The organism is Exiguobacterium sp. BG5(2022), from assembly GCF_031844365.1.
GTDB classification, from domain to species: domain Bacteria; phylum Bacillota; class Bacilli; order Exiguobacteriales; family Exiguobacteriaceae; genus Exiguobacterium; species Exiguobacterium profundum.
In genome coordinates, this window is sequence record NZ_JAUZVB010000001.1 from 1,291,530 (window position 1) to 1,311,824 (window position 20,295).

Consider the following 20,295-nt stretch of genomic DNA (forward strand, 5'->3'; position numbering starts at 1 on the left):
CCGATTCCCCCTTAAAGTAATTCGAAGACACCAGCCGCGCCCATTCCGCCGCCGATACACATCGTGACAACCCCATACTTCTCATTGCGTCGTTTCATCTCATGCAAGATCGAGACTGAAAGTTTTGCTCCCGTACATCCAAGTGGGTGACCGAGGGCGATAGCGCCGCCGTTCACGTTCACTTTCGATGGATCGATTCCGAGTTCACGGATGACACCGAGTGACTGGCTCGCGAACGCTTCGTTCAACTCGAACAATCCGACTTCTTCTAATTTCACGCCAGCCATCTCGAGTGCTTTCGGAATGGCGACGACTGGACCGATTCCCATCACTTCTGGACGGACACCGCCGACGGCGAACGAGAGGAACTTGGCCATCGGTTGCAATCCTTGACGTTCTGCTTCTTCACGGTCCATGACGAGGACAGCTGCTGCTCCGTCTGATACTTGTGAAGCGTTACCTGCTGTGACTGACCCTTTGATTTTGAAGGCCGGGCGGAGTTTTCCGAGTGCTTCAATCGTCGAATCGGCACGGACACCTTCGTCATGCTTCACGACTTTCTCCACTTCCGCGACTTTACCGTCTTCACCGAGTACGTGCTCGATGACCGTCACAGGAACGATTTCTTCTTGGAACTTGCCACCTGCGATAGCCGCTGCCGCCTTTTGGTGACTGTTGATGGCGAACGCATCTTGGTCTTCGCGCGAGATGTTATATTCGGCTGCAACACGTTCTGCCGTATGCCCCATACTCATGTAGTACTCTGGTGCCGTCTCCATGATGTGTGGGTTTGGACGGATGACGTGACCACCCATCGGCACTTGGCTCATCGATTCCATACCGCCGGCGATGATTGCCGTCGCTTGACCGATCATGATTTTGGCCGCCGCGTCCGCGATGGCTTGAAGGCCTGACGAGCAGTAGCGGTTGATGGTGATCGCTGGAACTTCGTGTGACAGTCCCCCCCGGACCGCCGCATAGCGAGCGATGTTCATCCCTTGCTCCGCTTCTGGCATCGCACAACCCATGATGACGTCATCAATCGGGCCTTTATATCCTGAACGCTCAAGCGTTGCCTTGATGGCATATCCCGCGAGCTCGTCCGAACGAACGTTACGGAACGATCCGCGTTTTGCTTTTCCGACCGGCGTCCGTGCGCCGGCTACGATGACTGCTTCCCTCATCTGTATTGTCCCCCTTTATCAGTTCCGTAGTGGTTTGCCTTTCACGAGCATGTGTTGCATCCGTTGTTGTGACTTCGGCTCCCCGATGAGGCTTAAGAAAGCTTCGCGCTCGATGTCGAGGAAGTACTGCTCATCGACGAGCGTACCGTATGCCAAGTCGCCACCACTGATGACGTGTGCGAGTTTCTTCGCAATTTTCAAATCGTGCTCTGAAATATAACCACCGTAGAACATTTCGTACGCCGCGAGTTCGAGCGTCGCTTTACCCGTTTGACCGACGACCGGTAACTTCTCACGAACCGGTGCCGTGTACCCGTCAGCCAGTTCAAGGACCGTTTGTTTCGCATCGAACGTCAAGTGGTCGCGGTTCATCGAGATGCCGTCGACCGCACGATGGTAACCGAGTGTTTTCGCATCAAATGCCGACTTCGATACTTTCGCCATCGCGATGTTCTCGAACGTCTGTTGCGCAGCCTTCTCGATGTTTTGCATCGATTTTGGTGTCTGCTCAAGGAGTCGACGGTACGTGTTGACGTTTCCACCCCCACCAGGAATGAGGCCGACACCGACTTCGACAAGACCCATGTATGTCTCAAGTGCGGCTTGCATACGGGCTGCCGGTAAGCTGATTTCCGTTCCACCACCGAGCGTCATACCGTACGGTGCAGCAACGACCGGACGACTTGAATAACGAATCTTTTGAACGACTTGTTGGAACTTGTTGATGATCCAATCGAGTTCGAACCAGTTCTCGTCTTCGGCTTCCATGAGCATCATCGCAAGGTTCGCACCGACACAGAAGTTCTTGCCGTCATTGGCAAGGACCATTCCTTTGAAGTCTTGCTCGACACGATCGATCGACTGTTCGATCATCTGCATGATGTCGACACCGATCGCGTTGTTTGGTGATGTGAATTCGAGTGCGACCACGTCATCACCGATATCGACGAGGCGTGCGCCACCATTTTCTAAAATGATGCCGTTTGATTTTGCGAGCGGCTTAAGTTTCAATTCTTTCGGATTGACGGTCTTCTCGACATACGTCTTCGACGCTTTATCGTAATACTGGTCTCCCTTGTAGAATGACGTATTGCCTGCAGCAAGCATCTCATCGATCCATGCCGGGACGTCATAGCCTTCCGCTTTCATACGCTCGACTGATTTCTCAACACCGAGGGCATCCCACATCTCGAACGGTCCAAATTTCCAACCGAAGCCCCACTTCATCGCATCGTCAATCGCAACGATCGTATCGGCGATTTCACCAGTGAGACGTGCCGAGTAAGCGAGCGTCTTCGCCGTGATTGGCCAGAGCAATTGTCCGACGCGACCTTTGTTCAAGATGGCACCTTTCAATTTCGCTTTTGAGCCTGGAAGTGACTTGATTTGATCGAGTTCTGGACCTGTAATCGCTTTCAATTGTTCGTATTCGAACGTCTGAAGATTCAACTCCTGGATGACCTTGCCTTCTTTCTTATAGAAGCCTTGACCGGCCTTTTGTCCGATCCAGCCTTTTTCGACGAGTTGCTTCATTTCTGTCGGAACGTCGAACGTGTCCTTCTCCTCCCCAGCTTCGAGCGTCTCGTAGACGTTACCCGCCACGTGGACGAACGTGTCGATTCCGACGACATCGAGTGTGCGGAATGTCGCCGATTTCGGACGACCGATGAGTGGACCTGTGATCGAGTCCATCTCTCCGATTGAAGCGTTTTGCTTGAGCATCTCTTCAAACGTGACGAGAAGACCATACGTCCCGATCCGGTTCCCGATGAAGTTCGGTGTGTCTTTTGCTTCGACGACACCTTTGCCGAGACGATCTTCAGCGAAACGTGACATGAAGTCGATGACCGGACGGGCTGTCTTCTCCGTCGGAATGAGTTCGAGCAACTTCAAGTAACGCGGTGGGTTGAAGAAGTGCGTGCCGAGGAAGCGTGATTTCAATCCTTCCGGAAGGGCACTTGCCATCGCTTCGATTGAGATCCCTGACGTGTTCGAGCTGAGAATCGCGTCTTCACGGATGTAAGGTGCAATCTTCTCGAAGAGTTGTTGCTTCACGTCGAGACGTTCGACGACGACTTCGATGACCCAATCCGCTTCTTTCAAACGCTCTAAGTCATCTTCTAAGTTCCCGACTTCGATGAAGTTGAGATGTTCCGCTGTCGCGAGTGGTGCTGGATTTTGTTTCAATAGCTTTTGACGGTTTTCTGAGGCGATGCGATTGCGTACTTCCGGCGACTCGAGCGTCAACCCTTTCGCTTCCTCTTTGGCTGTCAATTCACGTGGTACGATGTCGAGCATGAGCGAACGAATCCCCGCGTTCGCCAAGTGAGCCGCAATCCCCGCCCCCATTACTCCTGAACCGATGACGACCGCAAAACGAATTGAGTTCGTCAAACGGAGGTCGGTTGATTGTTCGATGTGACTCGTCATAGTGTTCCCCCCTAAAATGAGAATGAATAGTGATTCATTTCACGCGTAAAAAAAATCGCAATCACCATCGTGTTTACTCTTCTATCATAAATGAATGAACATTCATTCGCAAGCGTTCATTTTTCAATTTCATTCCATTTTTTGAATGAACGATTAGTTTTTAATGTGTGTGGTATAGACAACAAGAGTCAAATTTAGAAAGGGGAATGTATACATGCATGATAATCGTTTAAACACTGTCGGTAGCCGAAAGGACTTTGAGTCGTTTAAGAAGAAAGCCCAAGAACAGTCGCACCAACCGGGAATCGATTCGAAGATGGAACCTTTCCCGATCTATGAACGGGAAGACTATAAAGGGAGTGACAAGTTAAAAGACAAAATCGCGATCATCACCGGTGGGGATTCCGGGATCGGAAAGTCGGTCGCCATCTTCTTCGCCCATGAAGGTGCGAACTCCGTCATCGTCTATAAAGACCAAAACGAACTCGAGGACGCGGAAGCGACGAAAGAACGGATTGAGGACTTAGGTCAAGCCTGTCTCTTGCTTCAAGGCGACCTCGGCGAATCTTCTTTCTGTCAACGAGTCGTTGAAGAGACGCTCGAGACGTTCGGTCGAATTGACATCCTCGTCAATAACGCTGCCGAACAACATCCGCAGGAATCGCTTCTCGACATCTCGGACGATCAACTCGAGAAGACGTTCCGCACGAATATCTTCAGCATGTTCTACTTAACGAAAGCAGCGCTCCCCTACTTAAAAGAAGGAGCGAGCATCATCAATACGACCTCGATCACAGCCTATGAAGGAAACGACCAATTGATTGACTATGCGTCGACGAAAGGTGCCATCACGGCATTCACCCGCTCGCTCGCCAAAAACTTGGCGGACAAGAAGATTCGCGTCAACGGGGTCGCCCCGGGACCGATTTGGACACCGCTCATCCCTTCAACGTTTGACGCGGAGAAGGTGAAATCGTTCGGCGATTCAGCAGAGATGAAACGACCGGGGCAACCGGCCGAACTCGCACCGGCGTATGTCTATCTCGCAAGCGATGATTCGACATACGTCAGTGGTCAAGTCATCCACGTAAATGGTGGAACCGTGATTAATGGATAATTGATCGAAGACTCAGTTCGTAGCTGAGTCTTCTTTTTGTGCAGTGCATCCAGAAGAACATCAGGAACTTTTCTTTTGGCTGTCCGATCAAATCGGTCCAGATTTTTGGGTAAGTGAGGACGAGAACAAGAAATCGTAACACCTCCGCTACATAGAAGACCGAACGCATCGATGTTATCCATACATCAAAAAGCACGAACATCCTCGACGGATGTTCGTGCTCATTTTATTTCTTCACCATTCCCTTTAACACGAACGCCACGTTTGCCGGGCGCTCTGCGAGACGGCGCATGAAGTAACCGTACCAGTCACGACCGTATGGCACGTAGACACGGACTTTGTATCCTTGGCGCACGAGCTCGAGTTGACGCTCGACGCGGATGCCGTATAACATCTGGAACTCGAACTGGTCGAGTGGAATGTTGTTCTCTTTGACGTGCTCGATAATAGCGTCAATCATATGGTCATCGTGTGTCGCGATGGATGCGTAGTTCCCGTTCGCAAGATGGAGTTTGACGAGCTTCACGTAGTTATGGTCCACGTCCTCTTTTTCAGGGAACGCGACCGTCGCCGGCTCTTTATATGCCCCTTTGACGATGCGGAGGTTCGGCTTGAGCGGCGCAAGATGATTGATGTCATCTTCCGAGCGGTACAAGTACGACTGGATGACCGTTCCAAGACCGTCAAATTCAGACTTCAGCTTTTTGAACAATTCGAGCGTCTTTTCACAACGCTGCTCATCTTCCATATCGATGGCCACAAAGACCCCGACTCGTTGTGCGACCGTCAAAATTTGACGCATGTTGTCTTCAATCAACTCGTCTGAGATATCGAATCCGAGTGATGTCAGCTTGAGTGACATATAGGCGTCTAATTGCTCTTCTGCCATAATTTCAATCGCACGCATGATCTCGTCGCGATTCGTATTCGCCTCTTCGACCGTCTTAATAAATTCCCCGAGATGATCGACCGTGACCGACAACCCTTTCGCGTTGAGTTCGCGAATCGTCGGGACAGAAGCCTTAAAGTCTTCCCCTGCTACAAAGCGTGATGCACCAAATCGTAGGCCATATTTCTTTGCCAAACTGTTGAGTGTTTTGTTTTGTGACATGTAGATAAATCCATCGCGCAACACTTTTTCCATCTGATTTTCCCCCTTACTTTTACACCCATCTATCTCTATGATGATGTCTGCAATTATTATGACACACAAACATCATTTCGTCTGTATTTTTGTAACCGTTTGCAGCACTTTCTTCCCAACTTTTCAAAAAAGACAGGCGCCCCGTAGGACGGCTGTCTTATAGGCTTGTCGAAGGTGCGACATAGAGTAAAATACTGAGGAAGATGAACACGCTTCCCGCTAAGACGAACAGATGCCAAATGGCATGGTTGAACGGCAGTTTTTGCCATACATAAAACACGATGCCGACCGAATAGGCGATCCCCCCTGCGAGGAGAAGCATGAACCCTTGATGACCGAGTGATTCATATAACGGACGTATGGCGATGATGCAGATCCAACCGAGTGCGAGGTAAGTCACATTGGACACCCACATGTACTTGCCGGTCGAAAACAGTTTCCACACGATTCCGAGAATCGCGACACCCCACACGATCCCGAACAACGTCCAGCCGAGCGTCCCGTGAAGGGTCACGAGCGCAAACGGTGTATAACTTCCGGCGATGAGTAAGTAAATCCCCGCATGGTCGAACACTTGCAGCACCCGCTTCGCCCGTGGATGCGGAATGGCGTGCATGAGTGTCGAGAAAAGATAGAGTAAAATCATCGATGCCCCGAACACACTGACCGCCGTGACGTTCCACGTGCTCCCACTCTCTGTGGCGCTCATGACGAGCAAGACGAGGGCGACGATGCTGAAGATGACTCCTAAGCCGTGCGTGATCGCGCTCGCAATTTCTTCCCCGAGCGTGTCGGCATGGAGCATCTCTTTGAGTTGTTCTTGTTTCATGTGCTCCCACCTTCCGTAACTGTTCCTTCTAGTATGGACATTTCCCGATTTTAACGCAATCAAAAACACGGGCTACCGATTAGCCCGTGTCGAGATTATGCGACTTCTTTCACCGGAACGTCACATTCCATTTGTGCTGCCCGCATCGCGCGTGCCCGTTTGTGGAACAAGACGAGAAGCGTCAACGTTCCGAGCGTCGAGATGACGTACGGAAGAACTCCGTCCAGCTTGAAGCCGATCGGCGCCGTCAAAATGTAAAACCAGACTGCATATAACATGAACGTCCCCGGAAGGAGCGCGATGTAGTGGTTTTTCCCTTTAATGTAAAGGTACATCGCCCCGACGAACAGTGCGATGACCGCCGTCGTCTGGTTCGCCCAGTTGAAGTATTGCCAAAGCATTTGGAAGTCCATGTTCGTGAGCACGTATGAGATCGCGAAGAGTGGAAGCGCGATCCAAAGACGCGACGAGAACTTCTTCTGTGCGATTGACATGTAGTCCGCGATAATCATCCGTGCGCTACGGAATGCCGTGTCGCCTGACGTGATCGGTAAGACGATGACTCCGAGAATCGCGAGTGTCCCGCCGATGCTGCCGAGCATGAGTGTCGCCACTTCTTGCACGACGAGTGCCGGAGTGCCCGCACTGATGAGTCCAAGCAATTCACCCGGCTCAAAGATGGCCATCGCCGCTCCAGCCCAAATCATCGCGATGACCGCTTCGGCGATCATCATGCCGTAGAAGATTTCACGGCCGTTGCTTTCTTTCATCGTCGTCCGCGAGATGATCGGCGACTGTGTCGCATGGAAACCAGAGAGCGCCCCACATGAGATGGTAAAGAAGAGGAGCGGCCAGATCGGCAAGCCGTCCGGATGCATGTTCGTCAATGTCATCTCTGGAATCTTGTATCCTTGAGCGAACAAACTGACCGCGATCCCGATGGCACTGATGACGAGTAGTGCCCCGAAGAACGGGTAGATGCGTCCGATGATCTTATCGACCGGGAGAAGCGTCGCCAAGATGTAGTAAGCGAACACAGCGAAGATGACGATGGTGAGCGTCGATGCGTTCCCATCGAACAAGTTGTTGATCATGTTACTCGGAGACGTGACGAACACCGTCCCGACAAGAAGTAGAAGTAAAAGCGCGAATCCGTTGACGATATGGCGGAGCGAACGTCCGAGGAACTTCTCCGCTAGTTGTGGCAAGTGTGCCCCGTTATTACGAAGGGAAATCATTCCTGTCAAATAGTCATGTACCGCTCCGGCAAAGATCGACCCGAACACGATCCAAAGGAAGGCGACCGGTCCGTAGAGCGCCCCCATGATCGGTCCAAAGATTGGTCCGACACCGGCGATGTTGAGCAATTGAATCATCGAGTTCCGTTTTTTGCCCATCGGCACGTAGTCGATGCCGTCCTGAGACGCATAGGCGGGCGTCGTCCGCTCTTCCTTGATGCCGAACGTCTTCTCAACGTAACGACCGTATACCAAATACCCGACCAAAAGTAGTGCGAGTGCGACGAAGAATGTAATCATCTGTCAGTCCCCTTTTCCGTACATATGTAGCCGAAACCCCATCAGCTCTTCGGTTTACACGTGTCATGTAACCGATTACATGTTTGATTATACATAAGAGTTAATGATAATGTAAGGGCTTTCATTCACATTTTAGACACTTTTATTCGACAAAAAACGACGCCCGAATTGGACGCCGTTCCGTACTTATTTCAAGTTGAGAGTCGATTGTTTTGCACCAGAACCGTTCGATCCGCTTGCGATGACTTTGTAAGTCCCTTTCGTAAGGCCTTTTTTGAACGTGAACGTGTACGTTCCTGTCCAGCTCGCCTGTACTTTGGCGACTTGCTTGCCTTTCGCGTCTTTCAAGACGACCGTCGCACCCGGTGTTGTTTTCCCGATCAAGGCGCGTGTGCCTGCCTTCACACCTTTCGTCGTCTTCGGTGTCACGATTGATCCATTTTTTAACTCGAACGATGTTGTCTTGACTACTTTTCCTGATACATCTTTCGCTTCGATTTCATATTTTGCTGCAAAGAATCCTGTACTTCTCTTGAATGTGAAGTTCCCATTCTCGTCAGCTTTCGCATAGTCTACTTTTTTCCCGTCTCGTTTAAGGACGAGCGTAGCCCCTTCCGTCGTTTTTCCAGTCAACACGGTTGTATTCGTGTACGTCAAACGTTTCGAGATAGCTGGCGTTCCGACAAAACCTGCACCGACGACTTTCGTTTCCGTCATCGTCTTCCCATTCAATTCGCTTTCAATCGTCAATGACTGACGGAGTTTGAGCGGTTTGACCGTCAAACGGTACATGCCTTCTGCATCGGCTGTCGTTGTCGCGAGAACCGTTTTGCCATCTTTTAATGTCACGTTTGCAGATGGAGCCGTCTTCCCAGTCACGACTTTTGCACCCGGTTTGATGACATCGACCGCGAGCGTCAAGTCAGTTGGCGCCACTTCGAGCTCTGCCGTATAGGTCCGGAAGAGGCGACCTGCCGCATCTTCACGCGTCGCGTCCGTCGCTTCGATACCTTCGTAAAGGTTCAAGTACTGCTTACCCGCATCCGCTGTTTCAAATGTCACCGAACGTTTCGCATCCGCGACAATCTTCCAGTTGTTGTCGGCTTTGTAGTCTAAGTTACTGCCACTCGACACAATATAGTCCGAGATGACGTTACGTGTCTCATACGCTGAGCGATAGACGATGTTCTTCCCGCCACCGAGACCTGGGAACGATGAAGAACCCGCGCGATAGTTGTTCGTCGCGACCAAGAATTCTTGGTCCATTTTGATTGGTTGTCCGTTGTACTCGACGTTCTTCACGCGGTTCGCGTTCGCATTGACGAGCTTCCCGCCGACATCGAACATCGCAGGACCCGTGACATCGATCTCATACGTCAAACCGTCGAGAATATCGAAGTTGTAGCTACGGAATTGAAGGTTGAGTAAGTTTTCGCCATCTTCTTCGATTTGGTCAAACGCACCCGCTGACATCTCGAGCCAATCCATGACATCTTTTCCTGTCACTTTGACGACTTCGAGCGTGTTCGGATACACGTAAAGGTCCGCGACGTTTTTCAAAGCAATTTGCCCTTTCGGGATATTCGTATAGTAGCTCGCATCTGTCAATTCACGACCACCCGCTTTGAACGGTGCGCCTGCTGACAAGAGTGGTAACTCTTTATAAGCAGAAAGTTCTGGGTTCGTCTCGAGTTCTTTCTCGACATACCACTTCTGTGCGTTCGTCACGAACTGAACCGATGCGTCGTCACGGACCAGTGCGAAGTAGCTTTGGATGTCATCTTGAATCTCACCGACCGGTTGGTTGATATAGTCGATTGTCGCCAAGTGGTCGTCTTCGATCAACGCTTGAATCGTCGGGTCGACCGCCGTATCAGCCGTCACCGTATCGAGTGCTGCTGACGCATCAACGATTTGCCATTTCCCATCCACGAGTTCAAGTTCAAAGTCGATGACGCCGAGGTCCTTCCCTTGGTTGTTCGCCATGACGACCGGTTTGCCATTGATTGTCCCCTTCGTCATATCGACGTTCGGGAACGAAGCGAACATGCCTTTCGCATCCGGGAAGCGACCATGTTGGTGTCCCGTCATGACCATGTCGAGCCCGTCAATCTTCGTGAGTGCGTAACCGACGTTCTCTTCGCTGTCGAGTTGCTCATCCGCGAGCGCTGCACTGTCACCAATCCCTGAGTGCGCGAGGGCGACGACGACGTCCGCTCCCTGGCCTTTTAATTTTTGTACTGCTTCACGTGCGGACGGGATGATATCCTCTGCCGTCACACGACCTTGAAGGTTCCCCGAATCCCATGACATGATTTTCGGAGGGACGACTCCGAATACGCCGACTTTGATCGTATGTGTTTCCCCATCCAGGTCTGTGACCGTTCGTTCGATGATTTGGACCTCTTGTCCATCCACGTTGAACTTCGAGACGATCGGGTTGCCTTCTAAATCTTTGACGTTCGAGTTGACGAAACGCAGTTTCCCTTTCGACCCCTCCATCGCGTTGTATAAGAATTCGAGACCAAAGTTGAATTCATGGTTCCCGAGTGTGACGGCATCGTAGTTCAATGCCGCCATCGCCTTGTACATCGGATGTTCGAACGCTTCATTTTTTCCAGCTTGGCTCTCACGGACGTAATCGCCAAACGGTGTCCCCTGAATCGTATCCCCGTTATCGAACAAGAATGTGTTCGTTTCCCCAGCGGCTGTACGATGTTCATTGATGAGTGTCGCGACTTTCGTCAATCCGATCGTGTTATCGACCTTGTCTTGGAAGTAGTCGTAGTTCGTGATGTTCGTATGTAAGTCTGTCGTCTCTAAGAAACGGAGCTTGACGATATCCTCGTCCACTTCTGCCAAGACGTTCGGTGCCTGTAGCGGCAAAACGGTTGGTAACACGAGCGCGGTCGCGATTGACCATTTCAATGCGGTTTTCATGTGATTGTCCCCTTTTTCTGGTTGATAATTGTCTAACCATATTCAATATAACACCAGCCGCCTTTCCCTCCTATTAAATTTTTGTATAAAAACAGACCTAATTTCCTTTACAAAAATTAGGTCTATCATCCTATTATTGTTTGATACGAACAGTAAACGGTCCATCTCCGTCAATTTCTTCAAATGTGACTGATACCGGGTACGCATGTTTACCGTAGACCGACTCTTCGAGACGAATCATCGTGAAGCCGACCACGTCCTCCCCACTCACGAGTTCAAGCGGGAGTTTCTCAACGTTCAAGTGGCGGTCGTAGCCGTTGCGAAGGAGAATCGTCGCCGTGACGTCCGTCTCTTCCTTCTCCACCGACACGAGCATCAAGTTGAACTCGTTCTCTCCGACTGGCGGTGTCGAGATGTTCGTCCGCATGAGCTGTTGCCATGCAACCTTCGAGAACTTCGCTTCTTCTTCCGATGACACGGGCTGAAGCGGGTCAATCGGGTTCATTTGGAAGACGAGTCGGAGCGAGTCGTAGGATTCTATTTCTCCGAACATCTCATCTAAGAAGAAGTCCAAGTAGACCGGTTTGCTCGTCCACGCCTCAAAGCTCGGCAGTTCAGAACGTCCGAGGACTTTCCGACCGATCGGGACGTTATTTGCGTCCAACAAGAGGACCGGCAATTCGTTGATCTCGAACGAGCTCGGAAGCGTGTTGCGGAACAACGCCACGATCGACAAGTCATGCCCGAGCGATTCGGCATTCAACAACTCAATCGAGAGCTGATTGTCGAGAAGTGGCGGGAGTCGTTTCGCATGATAACGGAAGACGTACTCGTCCTCTTTCGGGATCCCCATCGCATCGTCGATCACGAGCGTCAATTGGCGCCCTTCCTCTTTATTTCCTGTCTCAATCTGTTTACGTTTACGAAATCCTAGCATTATACTTCCTCCTCTGCCATCTCGGCGAAGTAACGGTCGAGTTGGCATAGTTCCGTCGTGACATCCCGTGCGATATTGATATATGTCTGTTCGAAGATTTCGAGTCCTTCTTTTCCGAACTGACGGCTCGGGTCTTCCTGACCGTAGCTGCGAAGACCGATCCCTTCTTTCAATCCGCTCATCGTCGTCAAATGGTCCGTCCATTTCATGTCGACGGCACGGAGAAGCGATTCTTTCGCGAAGAGGACGATGTCATCCTGTTCGAGGCGTGACGCCGTCGTAGCGATGATCGTCTCCATCCAGTCGTTTAAAGCATCCTTCAGTTCACGTGTATCGGCGATGTCATTCGCCCATGTCGGCTCCTGCATCGTCAAGTAGCGCAAGTCTTCTTTCAACTCATCGATTGGCCATTCCTCAGGTACGAGTTCATCCGATACATGCATGTCAATGCTATTCTCGAGGGCGAGGCGCATCATGCCGAGGACGTTTTTCGTGATGGCATCCGCATCGGCGTTGACGGCCTGGTTACGAATCGTATAGATGATATTCCGTTGCTCGTTCAAGACGTCATCGAGTTTGAACAAGTAGTCCCGAATCGAGACGCCGAGTCCTTCGATCGTCGTCTGCGCATATTCGATAATTTCGATCGCATCTTTCGTTGAGACCTCACCTGTCGCACTCGGCTTCAACTTTTTCTCCACGCGTTCTAGTTTCTGCGCCGCATAACGTTTCACGATCTCATCTTCGAGCGAGACGAAGAACTCGGTCGCACCGGGGTCGCCTTGACGTCCCGAACGACCGCGGAGCTGGTTGTCGACACGTTTTGACTCATGCCGCTCCGTTCCGATGACGAAGAGACCGCCCGCTTCCTTCGCTTTTGCGTCGAGCGTGATGTCCGTTCCACGTCCGGCCATGTTCGTTGCAATCGTCACTTTGCCGAATTGACCGGCGTCCGCGATGATATCCGCTTCCTGAGCGACCGTCTTCGCGTTCAACACGTCATGCTCGATCCGCTTCTTCTTCAAATGCTTGCTGATGGCTTCCGATTGTGCAATCGAGGTCGTCCCGATCAAGATCGGACGTCCCGTCGTATGCAGTTCCGCTACTTTCTCAGTGACCGCCGCATACTTTTGCTCGGTCGTCATGAAGATGCGGTCCGGATGGTCGACACGTTGACGTTCGCGGTTCGTCGGCACTTGGACGACGTCCATGTTATACGTCTTCAAGAACTCTTGGCGCGACGTCTGGGCCGTCCCCGTCATCCCCCCAACGAGCGGATACATGCGGAAATAGTGCTGAATCGTAATCTCCGCCGTCGTCTTGTTCTCTTCGGTGATGGTGACGCCTTCTTTCGCCTCGAGCGCCTGATGCAACCCTTCTGACAGGCTTCGTCCTTCCATGATGCGTCCCGTGAACAAGTCGATGAGTTCAATCTTGTCTTCTCGGACGATATAGTCGACGTCAAGCTCAAACAAGACGTTCGCACGGAGCGCCTGGACGAGATAGTGATAGAGCACCTGGTGTGAGGCGCTGAACAGGTTATCGATGGCGAACAGCTCTTCAATCTTGACGATCCCTGCTTCCGTGAACGTCGCAGATTTCGACTCGAGGTCGACCTCGTAGTCGGTCTCCTCGAACTCAGAAATGATCTGTTGTGCCAACTGTTTCAACCGGATATGTGACCGGTCCTTCTGCGCGATGATGAGCGGCGTCTTCGCCTCATCGATCAAGATGCTGTCGACTTCATCGACGATGGCAAAATGGAACGGACGTTGGACCCGTTCTTCCGGCTTATGGACAAGGTTGTCACGCAAGTAGTCAAACCCGAACTCTGTCCCGACCCCATACGTGATATCTGCCTGATATGCGGAACGCTTCTCGTCCGCTTCGATGTCCGGTACGTTCAAACCGACCGTCAACCCGAGGAAGTCATGGATCTTCCCGATCTGTTCCGCGTCACGTCTCGCCAAATAATCGTTGACCGTGATGACGTGGACGCCTTTTCCTTCGAGCGCCTTGACGTAACTCGGCAAAGCGGCGACGAGCGTCTTCCCTTCCCCCGTCGGCATCTCCGAGATGTTCCCTTCGAGGAGGGCGAACCCACCGATGAGCTGGACGTCATAGTGACGCATTCCGAGCACACGGACTGACGCTTCGCGGACGAGAGCGAACCCTTCTTCCGCGATGTCGTCCACTTTCTTTCCATCCAAGAGACGTGCTTTGAGCGTCTCCGTATATGTACGCATCTCGTCATCCGAGAGGGCTTTCATCGTTGTCTCTAATTCATTAATACGCGCGACCCGTCGTTCGTACGCTTTCAAACGCCGGCTTTGATCATTCGTTAACTGTTTTACAAATTGGATCACACTAATAGCCTCCATCTTTCTATCAATTCATCACTTACATACCCGTCTATTATAACGAAAATCGAACCAATTCGGAGACTTTTTTACGAAAACTTCCTAAAAGTTGGTTTTTTGACACGTGAAAACCTATAAATTTTGGTTAATTTTCAAAAAGTATTTGTAAAAATATTTTCAATTCACTATTTGAGATGACGTGAGACCGTGTTACGATGAAAAAAACAGAACATTTGTTCGTAAAAAAGGAGTGGTAACGATGCGCAGACGAATCTTTTGTATCGACAGCGTCTCGTTCTATGCCAGTTGCGAGTGTGCCGCGCGCAACAAAAATCCTTACAAGACAAAGCTCGTCGTCCTCTCGAACCTCCAGGACAGCGGGGCACTCGTCCTCGCGGCGACCCCGAAGATGAAGCAGCTCGGAATCAAGACCGGGTCACGCCGCTTCCACATCGACCGCCTCCCGTGGCACGAACGACGGGACGTTTTGTATGCCGAGGCGCGGATGAGTCATTATTTGAACGTTTCCATTCAAATCATCCACATCCTGCATCAGTTCGCCCCACCCGAGTCGATTCGCGTCTATTCGATTGATGAGACGCTCGTCGACATGAGCGGGACAGAGCGGCTGTTCGGAAATGACGAGCACGTCGCCCACCTCATGCGTGCGACGATCTTTCGCTATACAGGCATTCCCGTCACCATCGGCATCGGACCGAACAACGTCCTCGCCAAGCTCGTCCTCGATTTGCATGCGAAAAAGAAGGGGGTCGCTACGTGCCTTCTCCAAGACGTCGAACGGCTTATCCATCCGGCGCCGATCGAGAAGATGTGGGGCGTCGGGACGAAGATGGCGGTCCACCTGCAGCGGCTCGGCATCTGGACGATCGGGGACTTGGCCCGCTACCCACTCGAATCCCTTCATGAAAAGTTCGGTGTCATCGGTGCAGAACTTTGGCACCACGCCTGGGGCATCGACGAGTCGCCGACCATCCTGCCGGCGAGCTCTTTGTTCGGTGCGAAACGGACGCGACCGAAGTCGATCGGACACGGTATCACTCTCATGAAAGATTACACGACGTATTCCGCAATCCGGCTCGTCTTACAAGCGATCGCGGTCGAAGTCGGCATGCGAACCAGGCAAGCGGGACTCGTCGGAGGGACGATCCATCTCGGGGTGCGCTATACGCGGACGAGCGACCGGGCTGGCTTCAGTAAACAAAAGAAGCTCCCCCGCTTCACAGCGGACGAGCAAGAGTTTCTCCCGATCTTATTGCAGCTATTTTTAGACGGCTGGGAAGAGACGGAGGCCGTCCGTTACGTCTCGGTCGCTCTCGGCAAGCTCGAGCCACGGAGCGATCACGTCCAGTTATCGTTCTTCGAAGACGAATGGGCGAAAGCGAAACGGCTCGACTTCCTCGATTTGATTGACGGCCTGAACGTCCGGTTCGGTCGCGGCACGATCCGACCGGCGTCGAGCCTACTAAAAGACAGTCCGCTCCGGACGCGCCAACGTCTAATCGGCGGACATAAACAAGGAGGCGATTCCTCATGAGCAAGACCCGCTATCGTGACCGGGGTGAGTTAAAATGGATCCCATTTCTCATGCCCGAGCACGTCGCCCTACTGAAACGTTATTATGCACAAATCCAAAAGATTGAGCTGCCCGACTTGGACGAACAGCTCCTCTACCTCTGGCAGACCGAACTCGAACGGGCCATCCGTGAAGGCGACCAAGTCGAAGTGACCCTGTTCGTGGACGGCTTGACGACAAGCATGCGCGGCTACGTCCATGCCATCTATTACGCCGAGCGCGAGGTCGAGCTGTTCGACGGCAAGGTGCGCCGTGTCCCGTTCGGCGACATCTTGTCCGTTCGTTAAGATGCCTCGATCGCTTCCTGGGTCGTCTCGAACGTTTCAATCCCGTCGAGTAGCCCATAGTGAGCAAGCGTCGCGCGGACCGATGGCGACAGATGCGCGAAGATGACATGCCTCTCGGCTGCTTTCAGCTCGGTGACGATACGACGCAACTCTTCGACCGCGGTCACATCGATGACCGGACAGCGGTGAAAGTTGAAGATGAACACGTTCGGTTCCCGATGGATGTGATGGAGGACGTGCTCGAACAACTCGACCGCACCGAAGAAGAGCGGTCCTTCGACACTGAAGACGATTTGGCCGTCTCGCGTGACGTACCGTTCTGTCCGTTCACGCACATCGATCGTATCGGCCATTCGTTTCGCGAAGAGCGCGAGCGCACAGATGACCCCGACCTCGACGGCGACGACCAAGTCGACAAATACCGTTAATAATAGCGTGACGAGTAAGACGAGCGACTCGGATGAACGATGACGCAACATCGCCATCACGTGATGACGTTCGGACATGTTCCAGGCGACCCGCATCAAGATCGGAGCGAGTGCGGCGAGTGGCACATAACTCGCAAACGGGGCGAGGACGAGCACCGCAATGAGGACCGTAATCCCGTGGATGACACCAGCGCGTCGGCTGACCGCTCCCGCCTGAATGTTTGTCGCCGTCCGGGCGATGGCACCTGTCGACGGGATCCCACCAAAGAACGGTGTGATCACGTTCGCAAGCCCTTGCCCGAACAGTTCCTTGTCCGGCTTCATCTTCGTCCCCGCCATCCCGTCGGCGACCGTTCCCGAAAGAAGTGACTCGAGTGCACCGAGAAAGGCGATGGCGAATGCGGACGGGAGGAGCGTTGTGATCAAGTCTAGGTCGATTGTGAGCCAGCTAAATGTTGGCAGTCCGCTCGGGATACCGCCATAGGCACTTCCGATCGTCGCGACCTCACCCGGGATGAGGACACTGACAAACGTCGGGACGAGCATCGCCATGAGTAAAAGCGGTAAACGGAACGGCAGCTTCGGGACGAGCCAAAGCGTCAAAAAGCCGATTCCGGCAATGACGATCGGCCACACGGACGCTTCGGGCAACGCTTGACCGAGGCGAAGCAAGTTCTCATGAAAGTGCGGTGCCTTCTCAAACGTGACCCCGAACAACTCATCGAGCTGGTCGACGAAGATGACGACAGCAATACCGGCCGTGAAACCGATGGTCACGGCCCGGGGCATGAAGCGGATGAGCCGTCCGACCCGGAGCACGCTCATGAGGAGCAGCAAAATTCCAGCGAGAACGGTCGTGACGAGTAACCCCTCATATCCGTATGCGAGGACGACACCCGAGACGATTGGGATGAACGCTCCCGTCGGTCCGGCGATCTGGAACGTCGAACCCCCGAACAGGCTGACGAGGATTCCGGCAAAAATGGACGTGTAGAGCCCGTACACCGGCGGGACGCCTGAGGCGATGGCGAATGCCATGGCGAGCGGGATGGCGACGACACCGACCGTGATTCCGGCCGAGATGTCTTTTTGCCACATCTCACGCGTGGAGAGTGAGTCTTGCATCATACATTCCTTCTTTCCAATCAGTTCAAAAACGAGTTTAGTGTACGCCTGGAAAGAGGGCTTGTAAACGGTTTGAGAAAAACGTTAACAGAATGTACAAAAGAAAAAGACGCACCTTTCGATGCGTCTCCCTTCAATTCGTCGGAGCCTCTACGACTTGATCGCCATCTTCCGCGTCTTTCGCCAGCAACTTCACATGACGACCGAATAACCACATGACGACGAGATGGGCTTTCGCCTGTGTCTTCGTATAGAACCACCACGGGAGGGCCGGTACGAACTCATGGATGGCGACGAGTCCTTCATCCGACTCCGGTAATCTCCGGAACTCGAGACGCCCTGTCTTATCCTCTTCACTTAACTTGACGAACTTGCCCCCGTCAATCGCAAAGGATGCCATATCGTCCGTCGCTTCCTGTTCAAGCGATAGATGAAGCGCGACGAACGACGGATCGAGCAGCGCGATCTCCCAATCATCGTCTTCTTTCGTCGTCTGAATGAGCGGATACATAAAACGACCGAGCCACTCGAAGTACGTGTCCGCCATCCAAAGCGCCGACTTTTCTTCCGGCAGACCGAACCGCTGAATCGAACGGACCGTATACGATTTCGGTTGCTTTTTCTTCTTACCGCCCGAGGACTGCTTCTCTTCTTCCTCAAGCGCATGTTCGACCGCCTGTTTGAACGGAATCTCTCCCTGACCGATACCTTCGACCGTATCTTCTGCCACCATCGCGTGCCCCATGCTCTCGACGAGCGGATAGACGGTCGCCTTCGGTTCACCCGTGACCGCCATGACCCACAGACGCGACAGTTTGATTGTCGGGAACGGGAAGTCAATCAAGATGCGACGCTTATCCATGACTTCGGCCGTTTGTTCAATCATCTTCCGATACGTCATCACCTCGGGACCCCCGATGTCGATATGACGGTCATAAAGCGACTCGGCACCGACGACCGAGATGAGCGCCTGAACGGCTTCACGGATGTCGATTGGATGTGTCTCCGTCTTCGTCCAGCGTGGCAAGATCATCGTCGGCAACCGTTTGACGAGCTTCGCTAAAATCGGGAACGATGAACCTTCCGGACCAATGATGAGTCCCGCCCGTATCGTCGTCACCGGCACGCCCTGACCACCGAGGATGCGTTCGACCTCGAGTCGACTCTTCAAATGACGCGACAACGTCTTCTCTTGTTTCGGGATGATCCCACTCAAATAGACGATTTGCTCGATATCGTTCGCCTTCGTCGCCCGGGCAAAGTTATCGGCAATGAGCGCGTCCATGTCCTCAAACGTCGCCTGTGTCAAGCCGCCATCCGGAATCATCGAGTGTACGAGGAACATCGCGTAATCCGCGCCCTCACATGCTTCTTTTGTTGCCTCATATGAAAACAAATCACAGGCACGCCACGTGATATGGGCCTCATCTTCTTTATTCTTCGTCGATCGCGATAACGCGATGATGTCATACTCTTCCTTCAGCTGCTCCATCACGTTCGAGCCGATATAGCCGCTCGCCCCCGCAATGACAATCGTTTTTCGCATAATGGTCACTCCCCTAATTATTCGCATAGAGGTAATGTACCCGTCTTTTTAAAAAGATAAATCAGTCTAAGTATGTAGAGCCTGCTCGACCGATTCATACTAAAATGAGAATAATTAGAAAAAGGAGGGATATTCATGGGATTTTGGTACTTTCTTTTGCTTGGATTGGGAGTAATCCTCATCGTGCGAGGGATTGCAAGTAGCGCGAAACAAGGTGGACTGATTTTAGTCGGACTTGTGATGGTCGGGGTATCCATATTTATGTTCCAAGATGGCAGTGCGGACTTGGTCGCGAATTGGTTGGATCAAATTACCGGTCGATAAGTCATGTCCTGCGGATTACAGCAAGATAAATTGACGATCCGATGCTTTGTATGAAAAAGACAAGCATGACAAAGTAGATGAAATAATACTGATCGAAAACTTGAAAAATTGCGACGAGGGCGACACCGGCATAGACACCAATCGACAACATCGAATAAGAAATCGATTTGACTTTTAAGGCGAGCTGTCGCCCTCGTTCGTCTTGTGATTCGATTTTTCGTTCAAAGTTCGCCTTATAAAGTTCTGAGACAATTACACCAACAATCAAGACAAGAATTCCATACAACAATACTTGATCCATCTTCACTCCTCCTCATATGTAAATAATGCGGGTAGTTCTTCATCGAGTACCGCCGCAATTTTGAACGCAAGGATGAGCGACGGGTTATACTTGTTTTTCTCAAGTGCAATAATCGTTTGACGACTTACTCCGACTGAATCAGCCAATTGCTGCTGGGTCCAGCCTTTCTTTGCACGACTGAGGAATATTTGATTTTTTAACGTCACCATCG

The 20,295-nt window shown here is 52.0% G+C and carries 16 protein-coding genes; 4 read left to right on the forward strand and 12 right to left on the reverse strand.

Features of this window, described 5'->3' with window-relative positions:
• Positions 1-11: 11 nt before the first annotated feature.
• Positions 12-1,184, reverse strand: a complete 1,173-nt coding sequence (locus Q9R25_RS06665) for an acetyl-CoA C-acetyltransferase (RefSeq protein WP_012726865.1) — start codon at positions 1,182-1,184, stop codon at positions 12-14.
• Positions 1,185-1,202: 18 nt separating this feature from the next.
• Positions 1,203-3,614 (reverse strand): 3-hydroxyacyl-CoA dehydrogenase/enoyl-CoA hydratase family protein, encoded by a 2,412-nt coding sequence (locus Q9R25_RS06670; RefSeq protein WP_311282937.1) that lies wholly within the window; start codon positions 3,612-3,614, stop codon positions 1,203-1,205.
• 214 nt (positions 3,615-3,828) lie between these two features.
• Here Q9R25_RS06670 and Q9R25_RS06675 point away from each other — a divergent pair, with 214 nt between their 5' ends.
• On the forward strand, positions 3,829-4,731 hold the full coding sequence (locus tag Q9R25_RS06675; RefSeq protein ID WP_215243783.1) for an SDR family oxidoreductase: 903 nt from the start codon (positions 3,829-3,831) through the stop codon (positions 4,729-4,731).
• Between the two features lie 226 nt (positions 4,732-4,957).
• Here Q9R25_RS06675 and Q9R25_RS06680 read toward each other — a convergent pair whose 3' ends face one another.
• The 6 genes from Q9R25_RS06680 to secA2 form a co-directional block, all read right to left on the reverse strand.
• Positions 4,958-5,875: a proline dehydrogenase family protein gene (locus Q9R25_RS06680; RefSeq protein ID WP_012726871.1), complete on the reverse strand. Its 918-nt coding sequence runs from the start codon at positions 5,873-5,875 to the stop codon at positions 4,958-4,960.
• A 157-nt stretch (positions 5,876-6,032) separates the two neighbouring features.
• Positions 6,033-6,704 (reverse strand): PAQR family membrane homeostasis protein TrhA, encoded by a 672-nt coding sequence (trhA, locus tag Q9R25_RS06685; protein WP_051829405.1) that lies wholly within the window; start codon positions 6,702-6,704, stop codon positions 6,033-6,035.
• A 95-nt stretch (positions 6,705-6,799) separates the two neighbouring features.
• Positions 6,800-8,242 (reverse strand): carbon starvation CstA family protein, encoded by a 1,443-nt coding sequence (locus Q9R25_RS06690; RefSeq protein WP_012726873.1) that lies wholly within the window; start codon positions 8,240-8,242, stop codon positions 6,800-6,802.
• 186 nt (positions 8,243-8,428) lie between these two features.
• Positions 8,429-11,182, reverse strand: a complete 2,754-nt coding sequence (locus Q9R25_RS06695; RefSeq protein WP_215243782.1) for a bifunctional 2',3'-cyclic-nucleotide 2'-phosphodiesterase/3'-nucleotidase — start codon at positions 11,180-11,182, stop codon at positions 8,429-8,431.
• Between the two features lie 133 nt (positions 11,183-11,315).
• Complete coding sequence (locus tag Q9R25_RS06700; protein WP_074036331.1) at positions 11,316-12,119, reverse strand: SLAP domain-containing protein; 804 nt, start codon at positions 12,117-12,119, stop codon at positions 11,316-11,318.
• Complete coding sequence (gene secA2 / locus Q9R25_RS06705) at positions 12,119-14,485, reverse strand: accessory Sec system translocase SecA2 (protein ID WP_311282938.1); 2,367 nt, start codon at positions 14,483-14,485, stop codon at positions 12,119-12,121. The genes Q9R25_RS06700 and secA2 overlap by 1 nt, the downstream gene beginning before the upstream one ends.
• A 253-nt stretch (positions 14,486-14,738) precedes the next feature.
• On the opposite strand from secA2, the gene Q9R25_RS06710 reads away from it, so the two are divergent.
• Both Q9R25_RS06710 and Q9R25_RS06715 read left to right on the forward strand, forming a co-directional pair.
• The gene (locus Q9R25_RS06710) at positions 14,739-16,034 is read left to right on the forward strand and encodes a Y-family DNA polymerase (RefSeq protein ID WP_311282939.1); all 1,296 of its coding nucleotides are present in this window, start codon (positions 14,739-14,741) and stop codon (positions 16,032-16,034) included.
• Positions 16,031-16,360 carry a YolD-like family protein gene (locus Q9R25_RS06715; protein WP_012726878.1) on the forward strand — a complete coding sequence of 110 codons (330 nt, stop codon included), beginning with the start codon at positions 16,031-16,033 and terminating at the stop codon, positions 16,358-16,360. Before Q9R25_RS06710 ends, Q9R25_RS06715 begins: the two co-directional genes overlap by 4 nt.
• Here Q9R25_RS06715 and Q9R25_RS06720 read toward each other — a convergent pair.
• On the reverse strand, positions 16,357-17,913 hold the full coding sequence (locus Q9R25_RS06720; protein ID WP_311282940.1) for a SulP family inorganic anion transporter: 1,557 nt from the start codon (positions 17,911-17,913) through the stop codon (positions 16,357-16,359). The two genes, Q9R25_RS06715 and Q9R25_RS06720, sit on opposite strands and share 4 nt — an antisense overlap.
• Positions 17,914-18,046: 133 nt before the next feature.
• On the reverse strand, positions 18,047-19,459 hold the full coding sequence (locus Q9R25_RS06725; protein ID WP_311282941.1) for an NAD-dependent epimerase/dehydratase family protein: 1,413 nt from the start codon (positions 19,457-19,459) through the stop codon (positions 18,047-18,049).
• A 135-nt stretch (positions 19,460-19,594) separates the two neighbouring features.
• Between Q9R25_RS06725 and Q9R25_RS06730 the strand changes: the two genes are divergently transcribed.
• A complete protein-coding gene (locus Q9R25_RS06730; protein ID WP_047795099.1) occupies positions 19,595-19,783 on the forward strand; it encodes a hypothetical protein in 189 nt (62 codons plus the stop codon).
• Between the two features lies 1 nt (position 19,784).
• Here Q9R25_RS06730 and Q9R25_RS06735 read toward each other — a convergent pair whose 3' ends face one another.
• Positions 19,785-20,084, reverse strand: a complete 300-nt coding sequence (locus Q9R25_RS06735; RefSeq protein WP_031422897.1) for a hypothetical protein — start codon at positions 20,082-20,084, stop codon at positions 19,785-19,787.
• A 2-nt stretch (positions 20,085-20,086) separates the two neighbouring features.
• Positions 20,087-20,293 (reverse strand): helix-turn-helix transcriptional regulator, encoded by a 207-nt coding sequence (locus Q9R25_RS06740; RefSeq protein ID WP_012726890.1) that lies wholly within the window; start codon positions 20,291-20,293, stop codon positions 20,087-20,089.
• Positions 20,294-20,295: the final 2 nt, after the last annotated feature.